General features: G+C 49.5%; 6 protein-coding genes. 3 read left to right on the forward strand and 3 right to left on the reverse strand.

The genetic code is table 11. The features are described 5' to 3' along the window. Positions 1–52 precede the first annotated feature (52 nt). The gene (locus GCU39_RS32070) at positions 53–6793 is read right to left on the reverse strand and encodes a DUF4855 domain-containing protein (RefSeq protein ID WP_227793305.1); all 6741 of its coding nucleotides are present in this window, start codon (positions 6791–6793) and stop codon (positions 53–55) included. A 348-nt stretch (positions 6794–7141) separates the two neighbouring features. After that, positions 7142–8893, reverse strand: coding sequence for a fibronectin type III domain-containing protein (locus GCU39_RS23060; protein ID WP_152395622.1), 1752 nt, complete (start codon positions 8891–8893; stop codon positions 7142–7144). 497 nt (positions 8894–9390) lie between these two features. Here GCU39_RS23060 and GCU39_RS23065 point away from each other — a divergent pair, with 497 nt between their 5' ends. Next, positions 9391–10368, forward strand: a complete 978-nt coding sequence (locus GCU39_RS23065; RefSeq protein ID WP_152395623.1) for a MerR family transcriptional regulator — start codon at positions 9391–9393, stop codon at positions 10366–10368. Continuing rightward, on the forward strand, positions 10365–11195 hold the full coding sequence (locus GCU39_RS23070; protein WP_152395624.1) for an alpha/beta fold hydrolase: 831 nt from the start codon (positions 10365–10367) through the stop codon (positions 11193–11195). The genes GCU39_RS23065 and GCU39_RS23070 overlap by 4 nt, the downstream gene beginning before the upstream one ends. Before the next feature lie 46 nt (positions 11196–11241). Here GCU39_RS23070 and GCU39_RS23075 read toward each other — a convergent pair whose 3' ends face one another. Continuing rightward, entirely contained in the window at positions 11242–12591 is a 1350-nt protein-coding gene (locus GCU39_RS23075; protein WP_227793306.1) for an aminotransferase-like domain-containing protein, read from the reverse strand. Positions 12592–12735: 144 nt separating this feature from the next. On the opposite strand from GCU39_RS23075, the gene GCU39_RS23080 reads away from it, so the two are divergent. Then, a complete protein-coding gene (locus GCU39_RS23080; protein WP_152395625.1) occupies positions 12736–13590 on the forward strand; it encodes an NAD-dependent epimerase/dehydratase family protein in 855 nt (284 codons plus the stop codon). Positions 13591–13596 lie beyond the last annotated feature (6 nt).

Genomic DNA, 13596 nt, shown 5'->3' on the forward strand with positions numbered 1-13596 from the left:
GGTGTCCTTTTTGCTCTGCGAAGTCGTTATGCTATTACGAATCACAGTATCATTATTTCGATAATACGTTCAACAATCTGTTCAAGAATACAGCCGTCTCCGCACGCGTCGTATTGCCCGTTGGATTAAGCGAGCCGTTATTGCCTTGAATCAGCCCTTGCTCGATCATACCTGCAATGCCGCTTGCTGCATAACCAGCCACTTGGCCAGCGTCCTTAAATGCTTTCAGCGCTGTAAGATCGCCTTGTAGCTCCTTCGCTTGTGCTACTGCCAGCGCACGTGCTGCCATGACCATCATATCCTGACGGGAGATCTTCGCCTTAGGTGCGAATTGATCACCATTGGTCCCTGTCACAATGCCTAACTGCTTTGCGATCGCTACCGCATCGTGATAGTATGCTTGCGCATCCACATCCGCGAAGGCAGCACTTGCGTCTGCTTTCAGATTCAATGCTCTCACCAGCATCAGCACGAAGTCTGCGCGGCTTACTTGATCAGCCGGACTGAACGTTGTTGCGGAGGTACCTTGCACGATGCCGAGCGATGCCAGCTGAGCAATCGCCTCTTGTGCCCATGCATGTTGGCCTAGATCTGCGAACGATGCCGCAGGTTGCGCGTAAATCGCATAGACGCCTGCTTGGTTCGCCGGGAAGCGAAGCTGCTTGTCAGCAGCGGAATACGTTGCTCCCTTCACCACGGTAGCGGCGCCTTGATCATTGATCAAGAGAATACCGATACTAGAAGCCGTCTCCTTGCCTGTTAACGTGTAAGGAACCTTCACGAGTACGGAAGCTTTATCGCTCTTCCAAGCGACCGACTTGCCATCCATCTGTACGGACAATTGGACGATCGGACGATTGCCCACTTGTGCTTGTGCCGCTGCGTTCAAGGATTTGCGATCCCCTGCGCTCACGATCACCCGTACTTGCTTGCCGAGCTCTGACTTCGCGAACATTTGGCCGTTCAACACAGCCGTTGCGTTCGGCGTACTGACTTCAATCACCAAATTCGGATTTTCAGCCAAGAATGAAGCCGGAAGATCCAGTGCATAACCTGCTGCATTGCCATTTTTGTTCAACTCGACGATCACCGTCTGCTGACCGGATGCATCGGCTTTCGCGCCTGCGATCGCCTTCTTCAGATCCTGCTCGCTAATCGTACCTACGGCCGTTGTGCCATCCAGCTTTGAGCTGACCGTTGCTTTGACGGAGCCATCTGCTTGCGGTTGAATGTTGACCGGTGCAGGTGTTGTTGGTGGTGTCGGCGTTGATGGAGCTGGGCTATCAGGAGTTGTTGTTGGTGGTGTAGGCTTTTTATATTCAAAGCTCACTTTGATCGGTTCCATATCCTTAACCGACAGAGTTGCTTCATATTTGCCTTCCACATCGCCATTCAACTGGAACGCGAACGTAATCTTGCCATCCGCTGCGTTAGCCTGCCCTTCATAGTTCACTTTGCCTTGCGGATCAACGACCTTCAACGTGGCATCGATCTTACCGGTATCCATTGCCAATCCGGTGACCGTTACCTTTTTCGTTGTATTGTCAATTGTCGCTTGCACGCCTTCAATTGCCTTCACGTCAACAGTGCCCGAGAGGTTATAGACACCGAACTCATAGAAGGAATAGCCGTATTCGGTATTTCTTTCTACGCCTTGGAATCGAACATATTGGGCTAGAACCGGAGTGAATTGAACGGTTTCTTTGCCGTCATGTGCCGTAATAGCCCCGTCACCCTTCACACTCTTCCAAGTCTTTTTATCATTCGATACGAGCAGCTTATAAGTCTTCGCACGAGCAACCTCCCAATCGATGCGGACCGTATCCATAAGAACCGGTTTGCCTAGGTCCACAGTGAAGTTCGTGTCGTTAACATACTCACTCGCCCATCGGGAAGCTGGGAATCCATCTACCGCTTTACCCGGCGCATAGTTTGGATTGTTACCTTCTGTTGATGATGCTTCTGCTGATTTACCCTGCGCCAAATTGCCTGTGAGGTAATAGACGCTTTCTTTCAGCGTATTATACGCCTCATCTTTGATCTGACCTGCTTGCTTGAATTCATCCAGCTTCGCGTTGAAGCCTTTGAGATACTTCGCAGCCTGCGCAACATCCGTATTCTCATTGCGTTTCATCATTTCGAGGTAGTTGCTCAGCGTTGGCGCAACAACCCCATCCGTGAACTGCTCAGCTTTCTGGAAACGATCCACTAATACCTTAATACCCGCTGCATTCGTCGTGGTTTCGATCACATACGATTTTGTCACCATTTTGCCCGCCGTCACGGTAATGACGAGCTCATGCTTGCCAAGCTTGCCTTCGAGCGAAATGTCCGTACCCGTATAAGGCTTGCCGTCGAATGTCGCTGTTACTTTCGTCAGACCGTCATCCGTTTCAAGATTCCAAGTAAAAGCTACGTTCTCGGTATCCAGGAGCTTCATACCGCTCTGGAACGGCTTGCCATTCATTTGCACGTTTACCTTGGATGGCTGATCTTCGTTAACCTTATACGTTCCTTTAACGAATTGGTACAACCAATCGTAGAGAACGCGTGTCGCTGGATCTTTACTGACCGCGGTGTTATAGACCGCATTGTTGCCCTGGTAATACGATTTGAAGCCCTCTGTCATCAAACCTGTACTCGCGCCGTTGTTCAAATAGTCGATATACCGCTCGCGGAACACGCCGTCCGTCAGCATCCGATCGTCGAATTCAAGCTCATTGGACATGCCATACTGCTTCGCAAGATTTGCGGAATCCTCCAAACGCTCTTTGTCCATCGGCTCGAAGAAATAGTTCGGTTGGATCGTCACCGCATCGAAACCGACATCCTTCCACATAAACGCTTTATAAGCGAAGAAATGCGGAATCCAGAAGAACTTCAGGTCTTTGCCGCTAATTTGCATGTCATGCAGGGTGCTGCTCACCGAACGGATCAGATCCGGTCCGGATTGGCTTGTGCTGATTTGCTCTTCGAACCAGTACATACCTACAAGCTCAAGGTTAGCGTAACCTTTTGCTTCCCATCTTGATTTAACTTGCTGCAGCCACCATTGTACTGCTTTTTCACGGTTCGCAAATGCTTTTTCTTTGCCAACGGAATCATTGAAGTTCAGCGATTCTCCGCCTTGTTCAATCGCTCCGAAATTGGTGATCGATTCGCCTGGATCCGGAATCATGAGGACAACCTTTTCCTTCATGCCAGGCTGATTGAGTGCCTTGGAAACCTCGCTAGCCGCTGCGTCTAACGCATCCATATCGCCATTTTTCGCAAATGTTTTATCCAAATACCATTTCCAGTCTTCGAGGTAAGCCTTACCGCCGAAATCACGACCTGGATTTATCGAGTTAATGCCAAGGTACAGGACACCATCGAAGAGTCGATCCTTAATCTTGCCGTCTTTATCGACATAACTAATGTTCGGAATGATCCGTTCTTTCGTCCATGTGCCTAAGTCATTCGCATATTGCCCATTGTAGAGCAGCCCAAGATGCTGAATACCTGCCGTCGCTTCGCCTGCCTCCAAGAATTTCGGCGTATACGTCGGAACGGTTACTGCACCTTCCACTTTCCCGTCTTGCCCTAGAATTTCAATCTCGTCCACGAAGGTCATGGCACGCGTATGCATCGTAAATGTTACTTTCACATAACGAGCATAAGCGATTTGCGCACTAGGACCTGCCGCCTTAATGCCGTCCTTACTGCCATCCCATCTATAAGTCTCATCGTACGTTCCATCTCGCCAGAGTTCCTGTGTCGCGCTGTCCTTAAGCAATCCCCAATTCACCTTATCATCGGAGACATACATCGAGACGGTCAGCGGCACGAGCACGTTATTGGTTGGCCAACTCTCTAAGAAGTGCGCGTTAATCTTCGTAATCGACTTCTGTTCGCCTAGATCGAATACAACTTCACGCGTTTTCTTCCGTAGATGTCCAACCCATGCCGGATCATTGAAATCCGGTTTGCCGTTGACCATCTTGGCATATTTGCCATCAGTTAGCTTCTTCTGATCATCCGGACGGGATGCCTCAGGCGCCTGAGACCAAGTATACGGCAGTCCTAATGCAAGATTACGTTCCAGTTTCACTTGTTGGTCAGACAACGAGTATACGCCGAACTCATAGAAGGAATATCCGTAGCCCGTAGCACGCTTGACGCCTTCAAATTTGATGTATCTTGCCGTCACCGAATTGAATTGAACCGTTTCTTTGCCGTCTTGCGCTTTAATAATGCCGTCATTCGGCATTACGTTCTTCCACGTCTTCTTATCGTCCGATACGAGCAGCTTATACGTGTCAGCACGAGCGCCCTCCCAGCTAATGCGGACCGTGTCCATCGCCGTTGGCTGACCGAGGTCGACGAGGAACCAGTTCGCATCATCATAGTGACTCGCCCAGCGCGTCGATTGGAATCCGTCCACCGCATTGGATGGAATATAATTCGGATTATTGTTCTCAATCGACGATACTTCTACAGGTTTACCTTCAGCCAGACTGCCTGCGAGGTAATAGACGCTTTCCTTCAGCATCGTATAGGCATCGATCTTAATGTTCTTCTTCAGTTGATCCAGCTTCGCATTGAAGTTCTTCAGAGACTTCGTGAATTCGGCTGGATTGACGCCGCCCTCTGCCTGCTTCATCGCATCGAGGTAGACTTTCAGCGCTGTCGCATCGCTGCTGCTCATTTTTTTGTCAATGACATAACTGTCCACGAGCGCTGTCATCGTCGCGGCATCCGTCTTCACTTCGAACGTGAACGATGTTTTCTTCGATTTTCCCGAAGTGACGGTCACATCCAGTACATGCTTGCCGAACATATTCTTTAAGTTGATTTCCGTCCCTTCCGTGTACGCCTTTCCATCATACATCGCAGAAACTTTAATCAAGCTTGGATCAACATCACCTTTAAGTTTCCAGGTGAACTTCACTTTCTCGGAATCTGCAAGAACTTGCCCTGCTTTAAATGGCTCACCGTTCTTCTGCACTTCCACTTCCGGCGGTGCCGCGTTGTTGACTTTGTATTCACCTTTAACATAGTCTCTCAGCCAGTCATACAGGATCCGATTGGCCGGATCTGTGCTCACCGCACTATCATACACGGCATTATTGCCTTGGTAGTAAACGTTGAAGCCATTTTTCATTAAGCCGGTTTCCACACCGCTGTTCAAATAATCGATGTACCGTTCGCGGAACACACCGTCTGTCAGCATCCGATCATCGAATTCGAACTCGTTCGTCATCCCATAACGCTTCGCGATGTTCGAAGCATCTTCAAAACGATCATAACCTGTCGGCTCAAAGAAATAGTTCGGTTGGAACGCTACCGCATCGAAGCCGACATCCTTCCACATATAAGCCTTATATGCCAAGAAATGCGGAATCCAGAAAAATTTCATATTGTCCGCATGTACTTGCCCGCTTACAGCCTTTATCAAGTCCGGACCGGCTGCATCGATGCCGATCTGTTCTTCCAGCCAGTACATACCAACGAGTTCAAGGTTGGAATAGTTCCCAGCAGCCCAACGCGCCTTCACTTCGTTAATATACCACTGCGTCGCCTTCGCACGATTTGAAAGCGCTTGCGGTTCATGGCCAGTAAAGTTAAGATTCCCGTCTCCAAGATCTCCGAAATTGGATACTCCCTCATCTGGATACGGAATCATGAGCACAACCTTGGTCTTATGATTCGGTTCGCCGAGCTTCCCACTGACTTCCACCGTCGCATCATTCAGGTGCTTCATATCGCCTTCAGGCGCAAATGTTTTATCCAAATACCATTTCCAGTCTGCAAGAATGGACGGATCGCCCGACCCCGCCCCGAAACTACGTCCTTCCGGAGAGTTCGTCCCGAGATAAAGAACGCCGTCGAAGAGCCATTCTGTCGGCTGCTTCGTAACTTTATCCACGTAACTGATATTCGGAATAATGCGATCCTTCGACCAATCGCCTTTACCGCCAGCATAATGTCCGTTATAGAGCAGTCCTAAATCATGGATTCCCGCCGTCGCTTCACCAGGCGCTAACAATGCTGCCGAAGGCTGAGGAGGCACGGTTACCGCTCCATCTGCTTGCCCGTCTTGACCGATAATTTCGATCTCATCCACGAGTGTCATCGCCGAAGGATGCATGGAGAACATCACTTTCACGTACCGTGCATATGCGATTTTTGCATCAGGGTTCTCAGTGCTTAAGCGCTTAATGCCGTCCTTGCTGCCGTCCCACACATAAGTCTCTGTGTATTTGCCGTCATTCCACAGCTTTTGTGTTGCATTGTCTTTGAGCAAGCCCCAACTCACTTTGTCATCGGAGACGTACATCGAGACCGTCAGTGGCAAGAGTACGTTATTCTGCGGCCAGTCTTCAAGGAAGTTGGCTTTGATTGACGTAATGGACTTCTTCTCCCCCAAATCGAACACGACTTCGCGCGTCTTCTTCAAATGATGTCCAACCCATGCTGTGTCGGATCTATCATTCGCTCCATATTTGCCATCCGTCAATTTGTTGCCGACGTCCGGATAAGATGCTTCCGGCTCTTCTGACCACTCATACGACAGTCCTGCAGCCAAGTTGCGATAGACGTCGTTATATACGGATGCCGTAACACCCTCCGCGTTCACTAGCGGTTGGACCGATGGATCAACAATCGGATTGACTCCGCCTGGCGACTCCGCTGGTGTCTGTCCTTCTGTCTGTGTGGGGGGCGGCGCCTCTTCCGCTTGCGCGATCGGCATCATCGTTACAATCATAATCGCAGCCATGATTAGCGCAACCCACTTTCTACTCCTTTTCATATCGTGCTAACTCCCTTCTGATTCTTGAGTCAAGAAACATCAAACTCCCAAATGGTATGCGCTTCCATTTCAGCTTACCTCGATGCTCTTTCCTCCCTTCCGAGATTCCGACACGTCATAGAAGCTTGTAGCATATGCAATGTCCTTACAGTAAACATTATGAAAAGTGGCCTTTCTTTCAAATAGATAATTAATGACATTGGGTATACACTTTTTTACATGACGTTCATTTTATCGTATTTTTATAGGTAAAAAGATAGCGCTTACCTCCTTAAGTCCTACCTTGTTTCTCTCAATGTACAATAAAAAAACTCCCGGCGTAATAGACCGAGAGTTTCAAATTTGAATTTATGGAAGTGTGCTGAGGAATTGCTTCACGGTATTCGCAAGGCTGAAATTGTTCACCTTATCCCAGTTGATCGACCACGTCATTGCGCCGCGGAAGTCTGGATATTTGGCCACCGGCTTATAGGTGCCGCAACCATTTCCTGTCGCAAGACAATTAACCGCGTTGTTCACAACTGTAGGGGATACATAACCGCCACCCGCTGCCGCAGGCGTCGCTGGAACGCCGATGCCAAGCTGCGAAGGAGCAACCCATTGCAAGGTCAGATCCGACAGAGCCGTCAAGAAGTCAATCGTTCCCTGCGAGTAGCATTTGCCGTCCCGTCCCAGCATACAACCTGAGTTGTAATATTGGACGTTAATGACCGTCGTCATGTCTTTCAGATTATTGTAGAGCTGCATATACGTCGTATTCGGGCTCTGCATATCAATCGTCTGTGGAGCCATCGTTAGAATGAAGCTGGATCCGACCTTCTGATGCAATTGGCGCACCGCATTCGTCAGATTCGGCACATTCATGCCATTCTCTAAGTCGATATCGATCCCATCCAGCCCGAACTGCGTAATCAACCCGTACATACTATCTACAAAGTTCGTCACGTTCGGCGATGCGCTGCCCAAGTTGATATTGCCTTTCTCGCCACCGATCGAGAGGATCACCTTTTTCCCTTGTGCGCGTTTGGCTTGGATATCCTGAATCAGATCGGTATTTGTATAGCCTCCTAACGCCGTTGCAAGCGGTCCATCGACATTGAACGTGACGCCGCCCGGCTTGGCAGGATCCATCTCCGCAAAGGACAGCGCGATGATGTCATATTGACTCGGCACGTCGCGCAGCTTCAAATTGGATGATCCGTTAATGAAGTTATGCCAGTAACCAGTTAACGTGTGCTTCGGCAGCTGACCGCCGCCACCTGTACCTGGCGTCGTTGTCGTTACGCCTGCGCTTGGCGCGGAGGCATTGCCTGCCGCGTCTTTCGCCACGACGGTGAAGGTATAGGATGTACTCGCCGCTAGGCCAGTAACGGTAGCCGTCGTGCCGGTAACCGATACCACGAGCGTGGAGCCGCGATAAACATCATAACCCGTAACGCCGACATTATCGCTCGAAGCATTCCATGCTAGCGATACACTGGATGACGTACTTCCTGTCACCACCACATTCGTCGGTACCGTTGGCGGCACGGTATCTGGCTGCGGGTTCGTCGTACTCGTCGTTGCGCTTAGCTGGTTGCTATCCGCCGATATGTTTCCTGCGGCGTCTTTGGCTTTCACGGTATAGGTATAAGTCGTGTTGCTATTCAGTCCTGCATGCGTATACGTGAGCGTGCTGCCTGATAGATTCGCAACGACCGCTCCGCCCTGATAGAGCGTATATCCGGTAACGCCGACATTATCTGTCGATGCATCCCAGGCAAGAGCGATGCTTGAGGCTGTCGTACCTGTCGATCGAAGATTGCTCGGCGCGGTTGGGGCTTGCGTATCCCCGCCTCCTCCCTGCATAATCTGCCAGAGCGCTGGTACATTCGGCGGCTCCCACCCTACGAGCGACGTATGCGGTTGTATGGCTTTATAGCTGTTCCCACTATACGTCACCGTATCATTGACCGCATAAGATACATTTGGCGCCCATGCACCGCGATCGGCAGCGGCAGCGATGGTTGGCAACAATCCTAAGAATAAGGCAATAATGACCAGATGAGGTAAAGCTTTGCGGAACATCGACAACCGTCTTGAGACATTACTTCTTCTCATAGAAATTCCTCCTCTAAATTAGATCATATGGACAACCGAAACTCGCCCTTTTCACCTCCTATTTCTATGTGAATACCCCGCTTATACGCATCAAGAACTGGTGCATCGGATCCGCTAAGCAGAATATTGTTGCAACGAAATGCGAGAACTAGATTCATAGACAGATAGACAGCATGAAGCGATCGATAGAATCAATTAATTAACTCGTTCGAAGCGATGAATAAACTCGAAATCATATAGGCCGTTATTTTCTAGTGAGACGAAGTGGAGAGAATCATCTTGTAACACGGTGAATGATAGAAGTAGAAGAGGATGAAGTGATACCGCTTTCAAATCGATGAAGTAGGTTTGGATTAATTGCTTTTATTGTAATAAATTACTATTTATCTGTCTATAGAACTTGTTAGTTCGAGTTCTTCGATTTCGTATCAATCCCGCTTGACTCTCCATTTACAGGAGACTTTATACTAAACTTAGAAGGAGGCGACAAGCACATCATGGACAACTATTATTCAATCGGAGAAGTGGCTAAGCTGACCAGCGCAACGATCAAAACCATCCGTTATTATGATGATATTCACCTACTTCCTGCCTCTCATATCAGTCCGGCAGGCTATCGATACTACACCCAAGAGGATATATGGCAGCTGGAATTGATCTTACTGCTGCGATACCTCGGGTTTAAAGTGCAGGATATCAAGCGGATGCTGCAAAATGAGATCCCTGTGTCAACATCGATCAACTGGCAGCTTGGGATAATCGAGAGTCAGATGAGCCACCTCGGGCAGATTCGGGATATCCTTGCGCAAGCGAGCCGTCAAGATGACGCTAACGCGCAGTTGAACTATTTGCACGATATTGCAGAGATCATCCATAAGAGCACGAAGCAGCGGCAGGACCTCATCGCATCCACCCTACACGCTTCGTTTATCGAACCGAATGTACCGCAAGATTGGAAGGAGCATGTGCTCACCACCTACATTGGATTCGTGCCCGAGGAGCACCGTCTATCTGAGAAACAGCTCTCCGCTTGGTCACAAATGAATGCCCTGCTGCAGGACGCCTCGTTTGTAGAGGAGATCCAGAGGAGCTTAGGCACATTCTGGCAAGGAGTGAACGAACAAGACATCGAGGCCTCACCATGGCAGAAAAAATATACCCGCATCACGAAGACCGTGATCGACCTGATGCAAGCAAGTAAAACTGAGATCGATCCCGCGATGCAAACCGCAGCACTCGATTATGTCTCCTTGTTCCAACCTGCCGATACCGCACTAGATACTGAAAGGTTGCAGCAATTTATCCAGCATTCGGATGACATGTCTTCTGAACGACTGAACCAGTGGTGGCAGTTGCTGCTCGTCATGAATCCATCTCTTGCACCCTATGCAGACGCACAGCACATGATTAAACGCACCGTCTTGTGGCTCATCGCCCATCCGGAGCGAGTGCACCCTGGAGGTGAAGGCCAATGAATCCAACCATACATACCGTACCTGTACCTGACGGCAGCCTGCATGTCCCTGTCTATGGATCGGAGCATTCTGTTCCGATCATCCTCTTACATGGCACCGCTGCCTATCACTATTGCTGGCGATATGTCGCAGCGCAGCTAGCGACATCCTATCGCGCCTACTGCCCTGATTTACTCGGATCCGGGTTCAGCGATAAGCCGAAGGATGCCCTGTACTCCAAGCGGGCGCAAGCTGATCGAATTCTAGCACTGCTAGCTTCTCTGGACATCGGTCCCGTTCATCTCATCGGCCATTCGCTAGGCGGAGAGGTCGCGACCCATATCGCGTTAGCAGCGCCCGACCAGGTCCGAAGCTTGACGCTGGTAGCGCCAGACGGGCTGCGAAGAGGCGTTATTCCGCCCGTGCGATGGTTAGCTCGCAGAGGGTGGCTAGACGGTTTGTTCCGTCAAGCCATGCACAAGCCGATGAAACCTGCCGCGTTAGCCAGAATCCTCGGCCTCCCGTTGGAACAGCTGACGCCTTCATTTATTGCCGAATGGACAAAGCCTTATGCCGATCCCAACTTGCCTTACGTCATCGCCAAAACACTCGCAGACGATGATACGGGGATGCTAACGGACCGAATCCATCAGCTTGCGATGCCGACATTGCTTATTCACGGGACGAAAGATCGCATGATCCCGTCGCGTGTATTCGAGCGGTATCAGCAGCTCGTCCCAAGCCTTCGCACGGAAGTGTATGAAGGATACGGCCATGTGTTGATGGAGCAGTGCCCGGAGCGCCTCGCAGCATCGGTAGCTCATTTCATCGGGGAAATTGCAGGATGATGGCGTCATCATCCTGTTGTAGAGATATCAACGAACACGCACGATACTATCGAATGGATCGAGAGATTTCATTCATAATCTGCTCGATGCCCTCGTCGATTCGGTGCAAATCAATGGTCGATACATCGAGTTTAAGTATATTTTCTTGCTCAAAATGTTGGATATAGTTCTGAGCAATGGACTCTACGATAATATGCTTTCGCTCGAGCGCCTTGGTGATTTGCCCCATATGGCAGCGTGGCGGCAATAGAATCGCTGCTTTGGTCGACGGGGACTGGTCAGAGTAATAGATTTGGATGTTAGAGTCTGCAAGGTGATGCTTTTTTAAGGCTTTATTTAGTTCTTGCGCCAAATCGCCATACGATTGTGCCAATATTTTTTTGTTGCGACTGAACATGCCGTTCTTAATATACACGTCCAGAGCTGCTTGCGAGACCATGGAGCTATTGATATCGATATGTCTTTTATAGTCGTGGAAGCTCTGAGCGATCGCATCAGGAATCACCGTGGCTGCCAGCCGAAGGCTTGGGAAGATCACTTTCGAGAAGCTCTTTAAATAGATGACCTGCTGGTGCGTATCATAGGCGAATATGGGATCGGCCTTCGAATTTTGATCGAGGTCCGCGAGATAATCGTCCTCCACGATATACACGTTGTATTTGTACGCTAATCTTAATAATTCCAGCTTCTCCTTCCTCGTATAGGAGGTTCCCAGCGGATTATGGAACCGCGGGATGACGTAGAAAAATTTAATCTGTTCCTCTTGAAAGATACGCTCCAGCTCATCAAAATCGATGCCAGCCGCCGAACGTCTAATGCCCCGCACAGTAGAGATCCGTGTATTTAAAAAACTAGTGAACACATGATATGTCGGCTGCTCAACCAATATATTCGTCCGGTTATTCGGGAATGGAATTTGCGTTAAGATGTACAGTGCTTGCTGTGCGCCTGACGTGATGTAGATATCCTTAGATTTTGCGAATACTTGATAGGATTCCAGTAAGGCCTTCACGTTTGAAATTAACGGATTGAATCCTTGCGAGTCACCGTATGTGAATAGGTCTTGTTGATAAAATTCGATCGATCTATTCATGCAATGCTGGAAATCAAGGTACGGGAACAGACTCCACTTCGGTATGCTGGAAGAGAAATTCAACACCTCTGAAGGATCGGATGCAGTAATACTGCGATGAACCACATAATAGCCGCTCTTGGGAACAGAATAGATGTAATGGTCCCGTTCAAGAGCCTGAAGCGCGGCAATAATCGTGCCTTTGTTGCAGTTGAATGCTTCACATAGCTGACGGATCGAAGGAATTTTCGTGCCCTCTATGTAAATTTTATTTTTAATTTTCCGTTCGATCTCCTGATAGATTTGCTCATATTTGTACATCATACGCCCCCCGAATCTGTCCTGGTACAGATGAGTATTATTATTATTGTACCGGATATTTGCATGTAATACAGTAGATGTAGGCCATGGCGCACCAAGACTACAAGTATAGAAAGAAATGTCAGCTTAAGATGTGGAGGGAGTAGAATGAGAATATTAGTAACTGGAGCGAGCGGTGTCATTGGGAGAAACCTAATCCCCCTGCTGGTTAAGGATGGTCATGTCGTCGGAGGCATGGTAAAAAGTGCCGCGAGTGAGCGCATCGTCGCAGAAATGCAGGCAGAACCGTTTGTTGTCGACGCTTTTCTTCAGGAAGATGTTGATCATATGTTTCAAGTATTTCAGCCTGACGTGGTGATTCATCAGATTACGGCGCTGAGACAATGGAATACTTTCGATAATGCCCACGTACGAATCGAGGGCACCAAGAACATTGTGGATGCCGCGAAGCGTGTCCATGTGAAGAGGATCGTGGCGCAGAGCATATCGTGGGCGTACGAGGCAGGGGATGCTCCCGCGACGGAAGATACGGCACTAGATCTGTCCGCGGCAGAGCCAAGGAAGACGACCATCGACGGCATCGTCTCCTTAGAGCAGAAGGTCACCGAAATTCCTGAGTATGTCATCCTGCGCAACGGGGCGCTGTACGGGCCAGGAACGTGGTATGCTGCTGACGGCAGTATCGCCGATAAGGTGAGGAAGCGTGAAATGACTGCCACCGATGGCGTAACCTCCTTCGTCCACGTGCAGGACGCGGTAAATGCGATCATGCTCGCGCTCGATTGGGAATCCGGCATCTTCAATATTGTCGATGATATGCCCGTTCCCGGCAACGTCTGGATCCCCGCTTACGCGAAGCTGATCGGTGCCGACGAACCAGCTATACTTCAAGGACGTAGTGGGATCGAGCGCGGGGCATCCAACGCCAAGGCTAGGCGACTAGGATGGAGCCCGGTGTTTCCAACATGGGAAGATGGATTCAAGGATATGCTCCTGAAGTGAATTAGG

Source organism: Paenibacillus guangzhouensis (genome assembly GCF_009363075.1).
Classification (GTDB): Bacteria; Bacillota; Bacilli; order Paenibacillales; family Paenibacillaceae; genus Paenibacillus_K; species Paenibacillus_K guangzhouensis.

Excerpts from the sequence above, each read along its gene's own strand:
- GCU39_RS32070 (WP_227793305.1), bottom strand. The coding sequence starts at position 6,793 with ATGAAAAGGAGTAGAAAGTGGGTTGCGCTAATCATGGCTGCGATTATG.
- GCU39_RS23060 (WP_152395622.1), bottom strand. The coding sequence starts at position 8,893 with ATGAGAAGAAGTAATGTCTCAAGACGGTTGTCGATGTTCCGCAAAGCT.
- GCU39_RS23065 (WP_152395623.1), top strand. The coding sequence starts at position 9,391 with ATGGACAACTATTATTCAATCGGAGAAGTGGCTAAGCTGACCAGCGCA.
- GCU39_RS23070 (WP_152395624.1), top strand. The coding sequence starts at position 10,365 with ATGAATCCAACCATACATACCGTACCTGTACCTGACGGCAGCCTGCAT.
- GCU39_RS23075 (WP_227793306.1), bottom strand. The coding sequence starts at position 12,591 with ATGATGTACAAATATGAGCAAATCTATCAGGAGATCGAACGGAAAATT.
- GCU39_RS23080 (WP_152395625.1), top strand. The coding sequence starts at position 12,736 with ATGAGAATATTAGTAACTGGAGCGAGCGGTGTCATTGGGAGAAACCTA.